The organism is Mariniflexile maritimum (assembly GCF_009746565.1).
GTDB classification, from domain to species: Bacteria; Bacteroidota; Bacteroidia; order Flavobacteriales; family Flavobacteriaceae; genus Mariniflexile; species Mariniflexile maritimum.
In genome coordinates this window covers 18,453-37,829 of record NZ_WRPN01000013.1, presented here as the reverse complement: position 1 = coordinate 37,829, position 19,377 = coordinate 18,453, and the positions used below count along the sequence as shown (strand labels likewise).

Genomic DNA, 19,377 nt, shown 5'->3' with positions numbered 1-19,377 from the left:
TTTTTTCTAATTAATGCCTGTTATTTGAAATATCATGAAGTACTTGCCAAATTTTTGTGCACGATTGAGAGGGGGTTTTGCCCACCACTGTTTCATACCACAATAGCCCTTGGGGCACATTTGAAATGTGACCATGTAGGCCGCCTAAAACCAGTGCTTCTAGGTGTGCTTTATCGGTACAAAAAATAACGGCATTTTTACTGGGCATGGATCTAAAATGCACGTACTTGTAATTTTGACCAATATCCCGAATGCCTTTTTTAAGTTGGGGCTGCTCGTAGTGATAGTAAATGCACGATTTGTGGTGTGCCACAAAATCGAAAACGGTTGATGAGCATACATTGGTTACCAATTCGGTATGTGCACATATATTGTACAGCATTTCGGCATCTTCGGGCAAAGGTAGCATATCCCCATGGTTTTCAAATTGTTTCCAAAGGGGCGTTATGGCTTTTATAACATCTTTATTGGCTTCTAAAATGGGGTCGTATCTTTCCGAAATATCAAAAGGGCATTTTCTGTATATAATTCCCAAATTTTCACCTTTTGAATTTAGGTTTCTTACGGCATGAGCCAAATCTTCCAAATAATATTGGTCTAAGGGTGAGGTTGTAGCATCATCACCCGAAAAACAGATATACTTTTTGTTTAAATCTAAACCATACTGCTTAAAAAAAGCTTCGCGAGGGCGCAAAAGCGATTGGTTATAGTGCATTTCAAATTGTGGCGTTCCTGTAACCACTACTTTGTTTTCGCTTACATAGGGGTAATATTTTAAAAGTTCCGTTTTCATTAAGGCACTCCAAACCACATAATAATCGGTTTCAACCACTTGCATTGCTTTGGGCACGTTGTCCCATGATTGCACAAAGCATACCGTGGTAATTCCCAGATCCTTAGCGGCCAATAAGGCACTTATGGCTTGTGTGTTACGCTGGTTGGAACAAAAAACGATGGCGGGTTTATGGTGTTGCAATTGCGATTTGCAGGTTTTGTATTTCGGGTTTTTCCGTTCTAGGGTTTCTATTTTTTTTCTGAGGGTTTCCAAGCCTTTTTCAGAAGCAAAAAAACGAATCAATGCCATCACAAAAGCACTTTTCAAACTGTTTTTTAAGCCTTTAAAATTTAAGGGGAATTTGTAGGTTTGATAAACGGCATCATTGAATTTTTTTGTTGAAATATTCAATTCAATATGCTTTCTTGCACGGGTATATAAAGGTGTTAAGGGATGTATGGAACGGTTTTCGATTTTAAGTTCGTTGAATCCTAAGGTTTCCTTAATGGGAAATGGACTGTTGTTCCAGTACACCGTATCAAAACCCATGTTTTCGCCAATAGCGTTAAAATTTGAAAACGCAAAATTGCGAAGTCCACCACCATCTGGGAACAAGATAAAAACTTTTTTTTTGGTCATGTTACTAATTAGGAGCGTATTATTTCTTGTTTTTCAATTTATCACGTTGTACTTGCTCTATGGGTAAGATATCCCTACTTTTATAGGTTAGTGCCTTATGTACCGCATGCAGGTCGCGCGCTAGCTTGCGCAGGCCCATGGGTTCCAGGGAGGCGGCGTGGTCGGTACCCTTCCAAGTTCTGTCAATAGTGTAGTGCCGTTCAATAATAGGGGCGCCCAGGGTATAGGCAGCAACATCTACCGCAATGCCCAAATGATGACCAGAAAAACCAATATGCTTTACTTTTTCCTGATAATTTTCAAGCAACAAGTTGATGTCCAGTAAACAAACATCTTCAAAAGGCACAGGGTAACCTGAAGTGCAATTGTAAAGAACCACATCCTTGTTTCTATTTTTATCGCAAAAAAACTGAACAAGGGTCTCCATTTCGGTTTTGGTGGTCATGCCGGTTGAAATGTGGATGTCGCCCATGTAATGTTCACAGAGCCAGTCCAACATTTCAAAATTGTTATTGCAGGCAGATGGGATTTTAATGAAATTAGGGTTTAAGGAAGCTATCTCTTTTGCTGAGGTTACGTCCCACACCGAAGAGGCATACATAATGTCCATTTCTTCACAATATGCTTTTAAAACCTGATGCTGTTCTAAAGTAAACTCTAAAAACTCGCGGTGCAGGCCATAGGTTTCGCCGTAGGCATTGGAAGGGTTGGGGTGGGGTTGGTTGTATTGCGCTTCGGTTAATAGTTCCTTATTGTTTCTTTTTTGAAATTTTACCGCATCCACATTGCAAAATATTTTAGCGACCTTAATCAATTCCTTGGCTATTTCCATATCGCCTTTGTGGTTGCATCCAATTTCGGCAATTATAAAAGGGGGCGTGTAGGGTTTCATAAAAGTTTTAAAATCGTTTGTTATAATTTAAAATAAAATCGCATGCTTCGCGTATGGCACCATTGCCTGAAGGGCGCGACAATACCATATCGGCATGTTGCTTAACCATGTTAGTGGCATTTTGGGGCGCCATAGACCAACCAACACTGCACATGTTTGCCAAATCGTTTACATCATCGCCCATGTAAGCAATGTTGCCTAGGGCGATGTTTTCTTTATCCGCAAGATAATATAACAGGGCATATTTATCCTTGGCGTTCAAAAATACGTTTTCTATTTTTAACTTTTTCATGCGTTGGGCAACCAGTTCAGAAGCTTCGGAAGTGATAACCCAAACCTTTACGCCCAATTCCCTAATTATTTCCAGGCCCATGCCATCGCGCATATCAAAGGTTTTGGTATGTTCACCCTCTTTGGTGTAGGTAATGGTACCGTTGGTAAAAACCCCATCCACGTCCAATACCAAATGGGTTATCTTGGTAGTTTCTTTTTGCGATTTTAAACGCGCTATTAATAAGGTTTCAGCAATTTGCCAATCGGTTTCCGAATCTATTTCATACAGCGACTCTTCCGGCATTGGTATTAGTTTTATGTTGCCGCTTACCCTGTTTTTCGATTTTATAAAAGCTTGCTTGGTGGTGCAATAAACTGCGCCGTTTTCTATGAGCAGGCCCTCAAAATCCTGTCGTCGTGGTCTGTTGAACACATCATAATTAATAGGTGTGCCGTTGGAATTCCATGTAAAACGATGGGTGTTTACAACAGTTAATGTGGCATCATACGTGTTGCTTTGAATGGCTTCTAAAGATTGATTAATGGTTTTGGAGGTTGTAAAAGGCGAGGTGGCCTGCAACAGGCACAACACATCAAAGGCCTGATTTATTTTTTCGGAAAATTCTAAAAGCGCACTTTCAGTAGATGCCGTATCGGTGGCATTTTGGTCATCGCGCAAAAGGGCCTTTACCTTAGGCGACCATTGGTAATGCGTTTCAACAAAGGTTATGATGTTGGTATCATCGGTAAACACAACAATTTCGTCTAGGTTTGAAAAAATAGCTTCCTTTAAAACCCAAGTAAACAAGGGCCTGCCAACCATTTTGCGTTTGTTTTTGCCTATGATGCTTTTCGAGCCTTTTCTTAAAGGGATGATGCCTATTTTTTTCATAATTTAAAGACTTAATTTTTTGCGTTCACAATTTCTTTTTGGCAACTATACCGTAACTCATCCCCTTTGCCAAAGGGTTTCTGTGTTCAATATAACGTTCTATTTTTTGCTTCACCCAATCTTTAAAGGATGTTGGCTTTTGGTAAATATAGGCGGTATCAACAATAGCATATTCCAAAATAGCGAACCCGCACATTTTCAAATAATGCTCAACAATATGTTTCCAAGGTGTAAATACATGGTTTTCTGCCAGGTGTTTTTCTTGGAAGGCATATAGCGAGCCCCGTAAAAACAAACTTACTATATTTTTGCTAGATTGTGGGTTAGGGGTTGTAAGAATGATAACGCCATTTTTATCAAGATGTTTTGAGATGTTTTGAAGGCCTAACAATGGGTTGTCCAGATGCTCCAATACTTCTAAAAACACCACCATACCAGCATTTTTAGCACCATTGGGAGCTTCTTCGTTTAAGTTCCATATAATGGTTTGATCTATTTTTTTTATATAATCAAAAGGTTGCCATGTGGCATGTAGCGATTCAATTTTCGCTTTCATGTGGCCAAAACCGGCACCAATGTCGCTTATCACCATATTGGGGGCTCCCGCAAAGTATTTATCTAACATGGCGTTTGCGAACAAAGCGCGATTTTTATATAGTTCTATTTTTTGCATCGAATTTATTAACAAATCTTTTATAAAATTTCATCAATGATATTTTAAGATTAAACAGTGAATCTTTAAAAATAACAATGTCAGCATTAATTTTTGAAGGTGCAATATCAACTCCCATGTTGTTTAAAACGGCATTAATTCTATTGGTATGCTTTTCATTTGCATTATAGCTTCGGGCATACCAGGTGTGGTACGCAAATTCTTTATTGTTGAAGATGATACTATTTGAAATACCATCATCCAGCATCTGTGCATCTAAATATAAAAAGTTTTTTCCTTTTCGTTTAAGCCAAAGAAAAAAACAATAATAGGGTTCGTAAAGGCTGTTCAAATCAAATGTACTGCTTAAACGATTGCTATCAAGCTTAAATTCAGAAGGCAAAATAAATTGCTGTTTCTTTAGTTCATTTTTATTCCAGATTTTTAAGATTTCCTTAAAATTAATAATAGTAAAAAACGTATTGACCATAAGCGGATTAAAGTGGCGATGCGCAATAACGCCACCATCCCTAACACCACAAACGCTAATTTGTTCTCCTTTCATTTTATCGATAATTGAAAAAACTACATGGCTATCCTTAAAAATCACGTCTTCATCAGCTAATATTAACCAATCTATGTCTTTATTGGAAAGTTTTTTGAACATGTAATAGATGCTATGGATACCGTGCATGCCATTTCTGCCATCAATTACATATTTTTTTATGTCTTTTGGGAAAAGCCTCGAGGTCATGCCATATAGTTCGAAATTGGCAACCGTGGTTAGTATGGCTATGGTCGATTTAGGCATCTATATTTTGAGTTTGTTTATCTTTATACGTCCAATATAGTTTCGTTTCCGGAAGCCTTGAATACGCCAAAAACTCCTTTTTCGATAATCTGTGGGCGTTTTTAATTAATCGGGGCATGTTCATCATAACATCGCCCAACGCCTGCAAAATAGCCAAAAACGCTTTGAAATCGCCTTTAAATACTTTGTTTTTAAACTGAACCCATAATGAGTATAAAAAGCGTTTTGGTATGAATGGCCATGGGTAAAACAAAACATACAGATACCAGCCCGAACGCAACGAACGCCTTAAACGCTGTTGGTAATCGTGGTTGTTTTTCCTGCTTTTTACATCCACGCGGTGGTGAACCAAAATGTCTGGATGGTAATGCACCTCCCAACCTTGCTTAAAAAGTTGGAAACCGGCAAAATCTTCCTCGCCATAAAAAATAAACCAATCGGGGTAGTTGGGTATGGTGTTCCAAGACTCCATGCGCCACACATGCCCACAACCTACAAATCCTTTTACGCGCATAATTTCGAGGGTATGGCTTAGGTTGTTTGGCGCTATTGTTCCCCAAAAAATCCTAAAGGCCATAACAGCGCATTGTTTGTTGGTTTCAAAATAGCGCTCAATAATCTCAAACGGCTTTTGGGATATGATATGGGCATCATCATCTAAGGTTAGCGCATAGGTTGCCTTGGTTAACTGGAGCAACCTGTTTCGGCTGTAAATAAGCCCTTTGCTTTTTGGGTTTCTTATTAAATGGATGGATGGATGGATGGTTTTTATATAGTTTGAAGTACCATCGGTGGAACCATCATCACAAATAATGCACTCCACATCGCTTCTTTCAAGGAAATGGTTTGTTTTTTGAAGGGTGAGCTTTAAATCTTCAAGGCGGTTTTTGGTGGTTATGAGGATGGAGAATTTACACATTATTAAAAACCGATTCAATTTGTTCTTTTAAATATGTGGTTCCTAAATAACGCTCCAAATCGGGCCGTTCCAGCATAAACCCATTCTTGTTGGTAGTCCAGAGCTCGTAGAGTGTTTGGAGTATTGTGGAAATGGCTTCAGCATTATCTATATCTGCCCAATAAGGATAATTTTCACCAAGCAAGCGTCGTGTTTCGCTATGTTTTGGCCCTAAATGTATTATTGGTTTTTTGGAAGCAACGCAATGGGGAAATTTACCGGGTAAAAACGGACTAATTTCTGATTTGGCTTCCAAAATAACGTTCACTGCAACCTTGTTTTGTAGCCAGAACACATTTGAGAAAGGTATATTGGAAAGCTGCACATATATTTCGTTGACGTTGTTTACATAATGGATAATAAAATTTTTGTGATAATCTGCATTTCCCAATAACAATAATCTGGCGTCTTTTTTGGCTTCAGGTTTGTTTTCAAGAAACAGTTTAAAACCTTTAAGCAATCCTTCTGGGTTACGCTGTTTCATTAAATTTCCTGCATGTAAAATGTTAAATTTGGTGCTGTCAAAATAATTTGGTGCGGGTACATCTTCAACTTCTTCTTCTTCTTCAAAGTTTTGATGTGGAATTACGATACCGGTATGAATAAAATTTGGAAAAAAACTACCAACCCAATCTTTCAATAACTGGCTTGGAAACGCAGCATTTCTGGCATGTAAAGAAACCTCTTTAAAAAAGTGTTGCTTTTGTTTATACCCAGGTTCTTCCCATTGGTAGGGAGGTGGGTAGCAGCTCATGGGATAGGGGTCGTGAATGTAGGCCAACCATTTATTATGTAAATACGGTAATTTGTTAAGGGCATAATGTGGCCTAAAACTAGCACCTTTGCTTAAGGTTAAAATTAAATTGAATTTTGAAGTATCGTGTTTTTTTAAGGCAGATTTTATACTATTAACATCATTGAAATAAGTAAACGAAAATCCGAAAATGGGTTCAAGGTATTTTGCTAAATTCAATTTGGAATAGCGTTGCATAACCCGTTGCGCTCTGCTTAAAACATATAATAAGTTGTATTTATTCTCTTTTATTAAAATGGATGAAATGTTTTTTAATTGGATATCTTTTTGAGTGTAATGAAACACCGTAAGGTTGTATCCAATAGCTGCCAAATTGTTAATGATAGCAACATTGGCTTTAGAACCACTGCTATCGTTTACATCAATAGAATCTACAATTATGGCTATGTTTTTTCGCATTTATTAATTCAATAGTATTTAATAACTATAGGTGCTTATATTTAAAAATATTATTGTAAAGAACCCATAGTGGAAACAGTTGATATTTTAATATGTAAAATAATTTTAATTTCAGTGTTGGTTTAGTGATGTTTAGTATATTTTTCAATAATTTAAAATCCCTAAACGAAATAGCGTAATTTACTAAGTATTTGAATAAATAGGGTGTTAACAAATCTTTTTTATGCAAATTTTCGATTACCAAGAAAATGGCTTTTTTTTGGGAAGCCACCCGAACTGCATCGCCTTTCCAGAATTCGCCTGTATTGGAATTGGGGTGTTTCCGGTTATAATACAAAACGTTATCGATAATTATGCCTTTGGGCTTAGAACTTAAAATGCGTTGATAACATTCCCATTCTTCGGCATACATCAAATCTTCATTAAAAACATGTTCCTTAAAACAGATTCTTTTCCATAAAACGGTACAAGACGCAAAGGGGATTGATTGGGTAAGAACGTTTTCCAACAAATCATCGTTAGTTATTTCTATGCTATATTCTTTATTGGTTGCAATTAAATTATAATCAAATTTTCCTGAAAAAGGCTGTTTCATATAGTTGCAAAAAGTTGCCTCATTATAAGTATTAAATGCCAATAAACAATTTTCCAAGCAGAGAGGATGCACAATGTCATCGTCATCAAAAAAAATAATGTAATCGCCCGACGCCAAATCTAAACCATAATTTCTGCAACCAGGCAAGCCTTTTTTATAATTGGTAGGTCGTTTGTAATATTGAAAACGGGAATCCTTTTTTAAAAAAGCTGTAATAACGGTCAATGTGTTATCGGTGCTTCCGTCGTCAATAATTAAACACTCCCAATTTTTATAGCTTTGAGCCTGAATGGATTGCAGGGTTTCAAAAATAAAGTGAGCCCTGTTGTAGGTTGCCATGATGATACTAACGATGGGCTGTAGTTGTTGCATTTAACGAATTATGCTTTTTAAAATATAATTTAGGGTTGTTTTTTTGCTGAAAGACGAATGGAACAACAATTGTCTTTCTTTTTTCAATACCAGCATTAATGACTTAAAATTACGATTATTTGTTATTAATTGATTTCTTAGCACCAGTTGAAATCCGAAAAGTATTTCTGTTTCATCAAATTTTTCGGCATTGAATTTTAAAAGATCTTTTTTTATTTCTTCCTTCCATTCTAAATAATTAGAAAGATCTATTTTTTTTTCCAAAAAATTTTCTGTTAGTAGGTTATGAGTTGCTGTATTCCATGAAAACTCCTTTGTGATATTTTTAAACAGTTCTAAAACACGTTTTTCGTGTGTTTTTTTTTTTTCATCATTACATTGAATACCCGAAGTTAAACTGCCTGTATGTAGTCTGTATTGGTATAAATTGGCATCTAAGTGATAAAAATTAAATTTTGTACTTGCTCTCAACCAAAAATCATAATCTTCCAATAAAAAAAGCGTTTCATCATAGCCTTGTAATTCTTGATATACTTCTTTTTTGTATAAAAATGAAGCGCCAATTTTATTGCCAAATAAAATATGCTCGGTTGGTCCTGTACGATGTATTCGTTTTAAATTACCATTTTCATTGATAATATCATAGTTGGAATATACAATATCTGCTTGGTTTTTAAGTAATGAATCGATTAAACAGTCTAAAAAGTTTGGTTTTAGAATATTGTCGTCTGAGGTCCAAGTGATGAAATCGCCTTTTGCATAGCGGTGACCAATATTTAAAGATGCGGGTAGTTTTTTGTTTTCGTTATTTAAAATAACTTTTATTCTGTTGTCTTTTTCAGCAAATTTATTGGCAATGGAAACTGAGTTGTCTTTTGAAAAGTCATCGACAATGATAAGCTCAAAATTTGAATAGGTTTGGTTTAAGATACTACGAATGGCAACCTCTAAAAACGTTTCGCCATTGTGTACAGGTAGCACGATTGATATTAAGTAATTAAAACGCCTCATTCAAAAGCAGATAGATTGTTATAGAATAATATCATTTTTATACGTTCTGGCATATTTCATTATGTTATATCCTTTTCCCATATATTTTGATGTTATCAAAGCTACTAAAAAAGCCATTCCTTTCGTGAAAGTATAATATTTTGAAATTAATTTAAAAGCACTGTATTTATAGGGTACTTGTCTGTTATTTTGAGCCAAACTAAAAGAATATTGCATATATCCTGATAGAAACCAGCGAATTAATACATGGTTTTTATAGCTAACCAAATCTTTGGCTGTTTGGTATTTAATGTTGGCTATTATGGCATCGTAGGCAAAATTATTAATTTTGTTGATGGTAGAAATAGAGCCGGAATGTATGCGCCTATGCGTTAGTATCTTATCTACGAAAGCGCCCCGAAATGGCTGCGACAACATTTTTACGAAAAAATTATATTCGTCGCCATCAATAAGATGTTCGTTAAATGTGATATTTTCAACGATGCTGCGTTTGCCTAAAAAATCATCGGTAATCCAACCTATTTTATTTAAAGCAAAATTTTCTACCGTAATTGTTGAGGTTTCTCTATCGAAGTTATAAGGGCTTCCTATAAATTCGCCACTTTCATGATTGAAATTAAGTGTATTGGTAACTACAAAATCCAATTGGTCTTTAACGAGAGTTTTATAAGCAATGTCTAAATGGTTGGGCAACATAATATCATCGCTATCAAACCATTTAATGTAAGGGCCTGTTGTTTGCAAAAACCCAAAATTTCGACACGAATTTGCGCCTTTTTTAAGCATTTCGGGTCTTTTGTATGCCTTAAATCTGGAATCGTTTAATTGATAGTCAATCATTATTTTAAACGATTCATCCATGCTTCCATCATCAACAAGAATACATTCCCAATTTGTAAAGTCCTGCAAAACAATGCTGTTTAAGGTATCGGGCAATAAGTTTTCCCTATTAAAGACCGGTATTATAATTGAGATTAAAGGCTTAATGGTCATTTTTTCTTAAATGGATAAAAACACGGCGTGTAAACTTAATACTTTGAACAAAATAACATTGCTTTAAAAACGAGGTAAATACAAACAGCCAAAAATTGAAACTTACTTTTTTGTGTTTGTAAATTATTTGTTCATAATATAACAATAAAAAACGTTGTTGGGCTCGCGTAAATTTACTTAAATGCTCAAGAGTAATAAATTTAAAAAACGCCAACCTCAAAATTTCCTTTTCGTGGGTTTTAAAGTTTGCCCTAGAAATATTTTCTTCACTCAACCTAAAACTTAAAAAGGCACTATTAATTGAATAGATGTTTTTAAATTCTGAAAATTCCAACCACGCCCTATCGTCAGTAAACCATGCCAGATTATAATTGTAGAACCCATATTTATTATAAGCATGTTTTTTGAACATATATTCCGATAAAGAACTGCGCGTTTTATTGGTAAAGCGTCTGTGAAAAAAATCTGTTGCCTTTTCTATTTTTGGATGTGTAAATAATGGGGAAGTTTGGTTGCTTCTATTATCAATTGTAACCGATGCAAATCGAACAACGTTGCAGTTATTTTTGTTAATTTCAGGAAGATGTTTATAGAATTCGGCTATATAGTTGGTGCTTAGTACATCATCATCACCCAAAACCATAAGCCAATCTTCGTTCGTTGTCAAGTCAATACAACGCTCCCATTGTTTTACCAAAGAAGTATTACCTAGGTTATGTTCAAATCTTTTATATACAAAATTAAACCTGTCCTTATATTGCTCTAACAGGTCGGAACAATTTTCTTTACTGGCATCATCCCCAATATAAACATTGAAATTTTTATTGGTTTGATTGGCCAATGACTCAAGGGTTTCTTGAAAAAAAGTGAATTTGTAAAAAGGAATTACAATAGCAATCATTTTGTTTTTTTTAATACCTTAAAAAGGAATTTAATAAAAGCGGTTTCTTTTATTTTTTTTGTCCATTTATAAGTCTTGGAATTTTGATAGTTATGTATGCTGGTTTTTAATTTTGTGTTTTCGTGATGTTTTAGTTTTAATTCTTGTATCAAAAACTCAATGTAATCGCTATTCGGAATAATGTCTTTAATATAAACCATGGCCTTTATATGGTTTTCTTGCATGTGGTTTGCGTTGCTGGTCATGCCATTTGGGTTTAATCTATAATAGGCCATAGGTTGGTTTAAAAAATAAACAAGCTCTGTTTTTTGGAAAAGATAAAGCCACATGATCCAATCTTCTTTTGCCTTTAGTTCTTCGGGAAACTTAAAACCTTTAAACAATGTAGCGTCGAATAAGCCACAGTGTATTGGAATGCTAAAAAGCGTTTCCCATTTTAATAAAACGCTTTTGAGATTAAATAAATCTGGTGATAAATGGCAATAAGGATCTGTTGATTGAAGAGGATTTTCAAGAAACATCCTGAAATTTGTTATCACTATCTGGATGTTTTTTGAAAGGTATTTTTTAAATATATCAATGGAGCCTTGCAGTTTTCCTTGGCTAAGACTATCATCGGCATCTAAAAATTGTATGTAATCTCCTGTTGCTATGCGAAGCCCCGAATTTCTTGCACTGCTTAGGCCGCCATTTTCTTTATAAACATATTTGAACCGGTCGCTTTTGTTTTGCCAAAGTTTTGCTACCTGTTCTGTATGGTCGTTCGAACCATCATTCACTATAATGCATTCCCAATTTTCATAACTTTGTTTCCATACCGATTCTAGTGCTTCAGTTAAGTACTGAGCTTGGTTGTAACACGGAACTATAATGGAAACCAGCATTTAGTATTGTTTAAAATATTTTCTTTTTATTCTTTTTAAAATAAATTTGGCTAAATCTTTAACGGTAAACCACTTGTCCCTGTGCAGCTCTTCAACGATATTTTCTTTTTTATAATAATCCAAAAACTTTTTTTTGTAATAATCTTTAAGAATATGAGCATTATAATCTTGAATGTTTTCTGTGTGCCAAGATCCTTCAAAATGATGAACCGCATAGTTTTGTTCAATATTCAAACAAAAAAAATGGGAAGGGTATATGCAAATGTCATCTTCCAGTTTTTGGGTTTCATTTCTAAAAGGATCAACCTTATAATGGTTTATTAAAAACTCTGAAACGATTCTGGTGTTGGTTCTTTCATCAAAACCATTTAAGTTTTCATAGTATTCGAGTATATTTTTTGGCCAATTGTGTTCTTTGCTTGAGCCCCATAATGCCGTAAAAGGGTACCCATAATCTTCAAATCCTGAAAAGGCGCCATGAGTTAAAAACCTATCTAAATTACACCTTATTTCAACGTCAGTATCTAAATAAATTCCTCCATAGTGGTACAATACATATACTCTAACATAATCAGAAACAAAAGCCCATTTTCTTTTTTCATAAGCTTCACTAATAAAAGCGTTTCTTCTAATATCAAAATTATCTTCATTCCATTCAATAATTTTATAATCCGGTAAATGGAATTTCCATGATTGAATGCACTTTTCAATTAAGTTAGATTTTTTGTTTTTACCAAACCAACAATAATGAATAGTTTTTGGTATCATTTTAATATGGTGTTAAATACATAAAAATACCACTAGTGTTAATTTTATTTCCGTTCTCCATTATCCAGCGATGGGAAGGGTGTTTGTGATATGGGATATTCAAGTCCATACCTTTTAAAATTTTATCAATTTTAGCATCCTCATCAAAATCGTCGTAAATTAACTCAATCCTATGTGTTTTTCTAAATCTATTTGATAAAGTGGCTATTAAATTATCGATATAAAATGGATGGATTTCAGCCAAAATTTCCGTTTGTTCTTGCCATGGAAAAATTAATGGGTTTAATAATTCTATTTCAAAACCTTCACAATCCATAAACACCAAATCGATTTTGGAATCGATTTTTGAAAATTCTTCTTCTGAAGCTTTTCCGTATATGGCATAATTTTGAAGCTTATTTTCTTGAAACCAAGATTTTATAAATGGATGAAAGTACGCTTCTGTTTCATAAATAGCAAAGGAATCTGGATTTAGAAAACAACTAATTCCAGCAGCATAATAGCCATTATTCCCGCCAATTAACATTATGTTTTTAATTTCTTTATTGAGTAAGCTTTCAAATTTTGGATGTAAGCAAGATTCATATAACCCCAATATCTCACTGGTGGTTAATATGCTCGATACACTTTGCGGTATTTTTAATCCTGTAAATGGGCCAAAATAGACTCTGTTTCCAAGTCTTTCGAGTAAAGACAGGTTTGTATGTTTTTCTTTTTTAAATAATTTCATGGATTACAATATTAGGTACTAAGCTAATTTTTCCGGGCCATTCTCCTTTATAATTATCGCCCCTTCTGATGCCGTCATCGTAGATGTTTAGTTTGGTAACCCCTTCAAATAGATTATACAATTTACCGTGGGAATTGTTTGTGTGAAAATTCAAGGTATAGATGCCTGTGTTTAGGATGTACTTGTTGATTTTGATGGTAAAATTGTAATTTCCTACGGCTAAATTTCCTATTGCACTATTGATGTGATAACTGTTTATTGCCGTTATGAGTTCATGTAATTCATTGTAAATGGCAACACAAAAGCCAATATCTGGTTTGTTTTGTTTAATCGATAGGGCAATGTCTATATAAAAATCCTCACCATTTGAAATGTTGCTCACTCTCTTTTTTTCAGAGTTAAGAATCGCAACTTCTTTAAGTTTGTATAGGTCGGTTTCATGATAAACCAATCTTTCAGACTCTAGGTTTAAATAATGTGTAATTATTTCTTCAACGTCACCTTCCTTGGTTATCAATCCATTTTCAAGTAATATTGCCCGCGTACACAAACTTTTTACCGCCGCCATATTATGGCTCACAAACAACACCGTTCGTCCTTCGCCCCTAGAAATATCCTGCATCTTGCCAATCGCTTTTTTCTGGAATTCGGCATCGCCAACGGCCAGTACTTCATCAATAATTAAAATTTCAGGTTCTAAAAAGGCGGCCACGGCAAAAGCCAAGCGTACCGTCATCCCCGACGAATAGCGTTTTACAGGGGTGTCAATATAGCGTTCGCAACCCGAAAAGTCGATAATTTCATCGAGTTTAGAGGTTATTTCCTTTTTGGTCATGCCTAAAATGGCCCCGTTTAAATAAATGTTTTCGCGCCCCGTCATTTCGCCATTAAAACCCGTGCCCACTTCCAGTAAGGAAGCCACCCGACCGCCAAATTTAATTTCGCCCGTTGTGGGTGTGGTAACCCGCGATAAAATTTTAAGGAGGGTCGATTTTCCTGCGCCGTTTTTGCCAATAATACCCAAAACCTCGCCACGTTTCACTTCAAAATTAATAGCCTTTAAAGCCCAAACGTAACTGCTTTCGCCTTTGGTAGTCCTATCGTTGGTATCGCCTATTTTTAAATAAGGGTCTTCCTTCCCCCGAATACGGTGCCACCACCGGTTTAGGTCATGGCTAATCGTACCGGTTCCAACGACTCCCAAACGGTATTGTTTTGATATGTTTTCGGCTTTTAATATAATATCATTCATTTTTTAGCGAATGGTGAATGGTGTAAAGTGAATGGTGAACTTCTCGCTTCTCACTTTTTCACTTGCTTTTATTAAATAATTCCTAAATCCTAATCTCTTAATTTCTTTCAAGTTTTGTTCTGTATTTTCATTATTGGCTGAGAGTTTCAATTGCTGTGATATCAAATATTGAGTTTTCAACTCGGATAAAGAACCTAAACCAATCATTAAATACTGTATAAAATTTTTATCGTTTTTCCAGTGGCTCCTTCTGCTATATTAGATGGTTTAGAAACTGATGCTCTGCGCATTTGGTTCACTAATCCATACTTTTCTTCCAAACCTCTAAATCCTTTATGACCCATAATTTTTTTTACCATTCTCCCTTCACCATCAAACCGTATCAATAAAACTTTTTTCTGTTTTGTTGAACAATAGCAACCCCATAAAAAAAACGGCTACGGTTATTATAAAGGTGTACACAAGCCCCCAATAGGGCAATGCGCCTATGTTCAGCACCATATAACGCGTGGTTTCAATAATATAGGCTAAGGGGTTGTATTTTACTAACCATACAAAATCGGGCATTTTTTGTTCTACCAAGGCCATGGGATATACTACTGCGGAAATGTACATTAACAGTTGAACGCCAAACCCGACCAAGTAATTTAAGTCCCTGTATTTTGTAACCATCGAAGAGATGATCATGCCAAAACCCAAACCAAGCGTACCCATCAAAACCACCACCACCGGAAACAATAGGATAAACCCATTTAATGAAATAGCGGCTCCTTGAAAATAAAAATACAGATAAAACACGATGAAAATGAGTAATTGGATACCAAATTTCAATAAATTGGAAATGACCAACGAGAGGGGTGTGATAATACGCGGAAAGTACACCTTCCCAAAAATACTTGCATTGGCGCCAAAGGTATTGGAGGTGCCCGTTAAACAGGATGTAAAATAATTCCAAATGGTGATGCCCGCCAAATTGAATAAAAACGGTGGCACGGTTCCGGTATCAATTCCCGCCAAATTATTGAATATAATGGTAAAGGTGATGGAGGTGAACAAAGGCTGTATTAAATACCAAAGGGGGCCTAAAACGGTTTGTTTATAGGCGGTTATGACATCGCGTTTTACAAAAAGCGTTAACAAATCGCGATATTGCCAAATCTCCTTGAAATTAAGGTTTATAGCACTTCTTTTTGGTGAAATGGTATAAAGCCAATGGGTATCGTGCGTGGGGTTGTTCAAGTTTTTGTTTTTTAAATTAGTTGTTTGTTTGATATTTTTTATTCTTCAATTTTTACAGCCATCCACTCTAGTTAAGGCAAACACTACACCGAAGGTACTTTGTAGATAAAGCGTATCAAAGGCGTATCAAAGGCGTAGTTAAAGCGTGTTTTGTTAAAATTTTTAACAGTAGCAATAACACATTTTTAAGCCATGTTGGATTTAAGTCGCTTAGGGTTCGTTTTTTAAAAAAGCCATTTTTAAGAATTGGATTTCCTAAAAAAAGTTTTAATCTGCGATAGCCACCCTGTTGGCCTTCCTTCATCATGGTAGCCGTTGGCATAATTTCCGTAGCCATAACCATAGCCGTATCCATAACCGTACCCATAGCCATATTTCGCTTTTTGGTCGTAACCGTTATATATTAAACTGATGTTTTTTATTTGCTTGGTCTTGTATTTTTCATTAATAAAATTAAGCATGCCTTTTTTGGTGTAATCCTGTCTAACCACATATAAGGAAGCATCTACATAGTCCAATAATTCCAGGGCATCTGCAACCAATCCCACGGGTGGCGTGTCTAAAATAATATAGTCATATTGCAATTTTAAGGTTGAAATGAGTTCATTTAACTTTTCATTGATCAATAATTCGGAAGGATTGGGAGGAATGGGGCCCGAAGTAATCACATCCAAATGTGCAATTTCTGTTTTCTGGATGACGATTTCCAGTGGTTCTTGCCCAATGAGATAGTTCACCACACCAATATCATTTTTAATGTTAAAGTCGCCAAAAATCTTGGGTTTTCTTAAATCCAATCCTACCAAAATGGTTTTTTTGCCACTTAAAGCAAAAACCGTTGCAACGTTAATGGAGCAAAACGTTTTGCCCTCGCCACTTACCGATGAGGTTACTAATAAAGTTTTAGCACCATCCAAATCTTTTGATTTATAGAAATATTGCAAATTGGAACGGATGGCCCGAAACGCCTCGGCAACGGCCGATTTTGGTTTTCTGTGAACCACTAGGTTATTATCCAGTTTGTTTTTACCCACAACGCCCAAAATGGGAATGGTCGATAGTTGTTCCACATCCATGGGGCTATGGATATTATGGTCTAAAAATGTTAAGATAAAGGCCAGTAAAACAGGGATAAGTAAAGCAAAAAATAAGGCGAACACGTAGCGAATATTCAAATTTCTGCCCAACACGGTAGCACCCGTATTTTTTGCGGGGTCAATAATTAATATATCCGAAATATTGGCGGCCTTAATAATTTCTGCTTCCCCACGTTTTGCCAAAAATACATTATAGGTTTGCTCGCTTAATGTATATTGGCGGTTTATGGTGATTAGTTTTTGCTGGTCTTCGGGCAGCTTGCTAAATTGCGATTCAACCGAACTTAATGAACTGTTTATAGATTGCAATTCGCGTTTTAGCCCATTGGTGGCGGCACTTATGTTTTCGAGCAACACGTTTTTTAAACCTTCAATTTGGCGGTTTAAATCGTTAAAAATGGAAGCATCGCTACGAACGGAATATTGCAGTTTCGATTTTTGTACCGATAGTTCGTTAATTTTTGAAACATTGTTCAAAATATTGCCATCACCAATACCGGCGATGGAAGGTGCGGGTATGTCGGTAAACGAACTACTGGTCAATAAATAATTTTTAAGGTTTGAATAATAACTTAGTTGCCTATTGATGGTTTCTTTTTCTTCATCAAGTTTGGTAAGTTTGTCGTTCAGCAGGCTACTGTCGTTATCCAAACTGTAAATTTTGTTTTTCTTACGGTAATCGTTCAGCGCTTCGGCATTATCGGACAGTTCATTTTTTACACGCGCAATTTGTTCATCAATAAAACTAATGGTATTGGTCGCAAATTGGTTTTTTCGGTCTAGTTGGTCTTCACTTAAAACCGTAACCACCATGTTGAGGTAGTCAACAATTTTTTGGGTGTTTTTATCAATAAGGGCAATGTCCAAAATAGGCGATGATGCGGCATTATCCACCGAGGTTCGGGCTTGATAGCTAGACACCACGCTATCAAAATCGCTAAATTGAATGAAGTAAGCATCGCCATAAACGGGCTGCCTCTTTTCTGCTAATTTAATGCTGCCCTTTAAAAATGGTAATTGAATGGCAGCACCCAATTTGAATTGTTTTTTATAGGTGCCAACAGACACATCAACAGGGGTGATTTCCTTGGTAATGTAGTTTTGTGCCTGTACAACGGGATTGGTAAATTCGGTTTCCAGCTCGAAGGTGTCGGCATTTATAAACGTAATTTTTATGGGGATATTTAAAAGTTGCGGTGCGTTGTAATCGTGGTCGAATTTAAAAGGGGCCGCTTTGTAAATATCCTGCATCCTAAACCTACCTTGCACCAAATAGCTTTTGTAAAATTCCAACCGGTCCACCACTTTTTCATGGTGCGAACGCGATTTAAGCGTAACGATCATGGTTTGAACTTTCGAGGTTACACCGCCCCAATTGAAGGTTAAACTGGCGTTGGAAGTGAACAGCGGGTTGCTATCATCTTCAATAGAAATTTTTGTGCCCAAACGATACGAAAACTCTTCGCGTATGTTTTTTTGATACACATAGAAGATGCCTATGGCCAGCAACAGTAAAAAGAGCTTCCAGTAGCTTAACGCCCTAAACAGAAACTTTTTTATATCGAAACTGGGGCCCGATTCTGAAACTTCAAATTCTTCAATCATAACGTCATTTTACAGGTTTCGGGTTAAAAAGTAGGTCGATACCAATACCGATAATATGGAAGCAATGGTCGTAATATTCTGGATAGCCGTTTGTCCGGCACCCAAGGCTTTGCGTTTTAAGGGCTTCACCAAAATCATGTCGTTGGGCTGTATGTAGTAAAAGGGCGATTGCATGGCGGCTACATTGGTTAAATCGATATGGTGTATTTTTTGTCCGTCGGGATATTGCCGAACAACCAACACATCGGTACGGTCGCCGGTTTGGGCAATGTCGCCCGCATTTGCCAAGGCTTCAATAATGTTTACGCGGTCTTGGTACAAGGTGTAAACCCCCGTGCCACTTACCTCGCCGGTTACCGTATAGCGCAATCCAGCCAATTTAACGGTCACAAAAATTTCGGCGGTTTCCTTAAAATATTGTGCTAATAATTCCTTTTTTACTTTGTCTTCAATTTCCTTAATGGTAAATCCCAAAACATTGATTTCACCTAAAATAGGAAACTTGATGTTGCCATGTAAATCGATGGTAAAACCATTAAAATAGAGTGCCGCACTTCCTTGGTTGGTGTTCGTGCCTACATTTTCAACCGGATTGAAAATAGCGGTAAGTTCAGTATCCATGGCTTTAACATTAATGCTCAAAATATCGTTCACTTGCACCCTGTATGGTTTTGATAGTTCCTTGATTTGCAGTGAGTCGGTTTTGGCTGTGCCTTTATCCTGTAAATAAACAATGTCTTTGTTGCTAATGCAAGAAGTGCATAACATGCTGAAAGCGACACAAATAAACAGGAACATTTGTTTCATCATGGGGGTCACGGATTT

The 19,377-nt window shown here is 36.1% G+C and carries 18 protein-coding genes and 1 pseudogene; all 19 read right to left on the bottom strand.

The annotated features are described in order from the left end of the window. Positions 1 to 10 precede the first annotated feature (10 nt). The gene (locus GQO80_RS14170; RefSeq protein WP_157209026.1) at positions 11 to 1,414 is read right to left on the bottom strand and encodes a UDP-glycosyltransferase; all 1,404 of its coding nucleotides are present in this window, start codon (positions 1,412 to 1,414) and stop codon (positions 11 to 13) included. 19 nt (positions 1,415 to 1,433) lie between these two features. Beyond that, the gene (locus GQO80_RS14165) at positions 1,434 to 2,306 is read right to left on the bottom strand and encodes an N-acetylneuraminate synthase family protein (RefSeq protein WP_157209025.1); all 873 of its coding nucleotides are present in this window, start codon (positions 2,304 to 2,306) and stop codon (positions 1,434 to 1,436) included. Between the two features lie 7 nt (positions 2,307 to 2,313). After that, complete coding sequence (locus GQO80_RS14160) at positions 2,314 to 3,471, bottom strand: acylneuraminate cytidylyltransferase (protein ID WP_157209024.1); 1,158 nt, start codon at positions 3,469 to 3,471, stop codon at positions 2,314 to 2,316. 25 nt (positions 3,472 to 3,496) lie between these two features. Next, positions 3,497 to 4,144: a class I SAM-dependent methyltransferase gene (locus GQO80_RS14155; protein ID WP_157209023.1), complete on the bottom strand. Its 648-nt coding sequence runs from the start codon at positions 4,142 to 4,144 to the stop codon at positions 3,497 to 3,499. Next, positions 4,122 to 4,934 (bottom strand): hypothetical protein, encoded by an 813-nt coding sequence (locus GQO80_RS14150; RefSeq protein WP_157209022.1) that lies wholly within the window; start codon positions 4,932 to 4,934, stop codon positions 4,122 to 4,124. The genes GQO80_RS14155 and GQO80_RS14150 overlap by 23 nt, the downstream gene beginning before the upstream one ends. After that, positions 4,927 to 5,853: a glycosyltransferase family 2 protein gene (locus GQO80_RS14145; RefSeq protein WP_157209021.1), complete on the bottom strand. Its 927-nt coding sequence runs from the start codon at positions 5,851 to 5,853 to the stop codon at positions 4,927 to 4,929. Before GQO80_RS14145 ends, GQO80_RS14150 begins: the two co-directional genes overlap by 8 nt. Then, a complete protein-coding gene (locus GQO80_RS14140) occupies positions 5,846 to 7,105 on the bottom strand; it encodes a glycosyltransferase family protein (protein WP_157209020.1) in 1,260 nt (419 codons plus the stop codon). The genes GQO80_RS14145 and GQO80_RS14140 overlap by 8 nt, the downstream gene beginning before the upstream one ends. A gap of 25 nt (positions 7,106 to 7,130) precedes the next feature. Further along, positions 7,131 to 8,072 (bottom strand): glycosyltransferase family 2 protein, encoded by a 942-nt coding sequence (locus tag GQO80_RS14135; RefSeq protein ID WP_157209019.1) that lies wholly within the window; start codon positions 8,070 to 8,072, stop codon positions 7,131 to 7,133. Then, positions 8,073 to 9,053, bottom strand: coding sequence for a glycosyltransferase family 2 protein (locus tag GQO80_RS14130; RefSeq protein ID WP_232333197.1), 981 nt, complete (start codon positions 9,051 to 9,053; stop codon positions 8,073 to 8,075). A gap of 48 nt (positions 9,054 to 9,101) precedes the next feature. Then, entirely contained in the window at positions 9,102 to 10,076 is a 975-nt protein-coding gene (locus GQO80_RS14125) for a glycosyltransferase family 2 protein (protein WP_157209017.1), read from the bottom strand. Then, a complete protein-coding gene (locus GQO80_RS14120; RefSeq protein ID WP_157209016.1) occupies positions 10,066 to 10,977 on the bottom strand; it encodes a glycosyltransferase family 2 protein in 912 nt (303 codons plus the stop codon). The genes GQO80_RS14125 and GQO80_RS14120 overlap by 11 nt, the downstream gene beginning before the upstream one ends. After that, entirely contained in the window at positions 10,974 to 11,861 is an 888-nt protein-coding gene (locus GQO80_RS14115; protein ID WP_157209015.1) for a glycosyltransferase family 2 protein, read from the bottom strand. The genes GQO80_RS14120 and GQO80_RS14115 overlap by 4 nt, the downstream gene beginning before the upstream one ends. Then, the gene (locus GQO80_RS14110) at positions 11,862 to 12,629 is read right to left on the bottom strand and encodes a glycosyltransferase family 32 protein (RefSeq protein ID WP_157209014.1); all 768 of its coding nucleotides are present in this window, start codon (positions 12,627 to 12,629) and stop codon (positions 11,862 to 11,864) included. 1 nt (position 12,630) lies between these two features. Next, on the bottom strand, positions 12,631 to 13,359 hold the full coding sequence (locus tag GQO80_RS14105; RefSeq protein ID WP_157209013.1) for a hypothetical protein: 729 nt from the start codon (positions 13,357 to 13,359) through the stop codon (positions 12,631 to 12,633). Beyond that, entirely contained in the window at positions 13,346 to 14,611 is a 1,266-nt protein-coding gene (locus tag GQO80_RS14100; RefSeq protein WP_157209012.1) for an ABC transporter ATP-binding protein, read from the bottom strand. Before GQO80_RS14100 ends, GQO80_RS14105 begins: the two co-directional genes overlap by 14 nt. 3 nt (positions 14,612 to 14,614) lie before the next feature. Further along, a pseudogene (locus GQO80_RS14095) lies at positions 14,615 to 14,901 on the bottom strand (four helix bundle protein). Between the two features lie 82 nt (positions 14,902 to 14,983). Beyond that, positions 14,984 to 15,850 carry an ABC transporter permease gene (locus tag GQO80_RS14090; RefSeq protein ID WP_157209011.1) on the bottom strand — a complete coding sequence of 289 codons (867 nt, stop codon included), beginning with the start codon at positions 15,848 to 15,850 and terminating at the stop codon, positions 14,984 to 14,986. 239 nt (positions 15,851 to 16,089) lie between these two features. Further along, complete coding sequence (locus tag GQO80_RS14085; protein WP_157209010.1) at positions 16,090 to 18,552, bottom strand: exopolysaccharide transport family protein; 2,463 nt, start codon at positions 18,550 to 18,552, stop codon at positions 16,090 to 16,092. A 9-nt stretch (positions 18,553 to 18,561) separates the two neighbouring features. Then, on the bottom strand, positions 18,562 to 19,362 hold the full coding sequence (locus GQO80_RS14080) for a polysaccharide biosynthesis/export family protein (RefSeq protein WP_157209009.1): 801 nt from the start codon (positions 19,360 to 19,362) through the stop codon (positions 18,562 to 18,564). Positions 19,363 to 19,377: the final 15 nt, after the last annotated feature.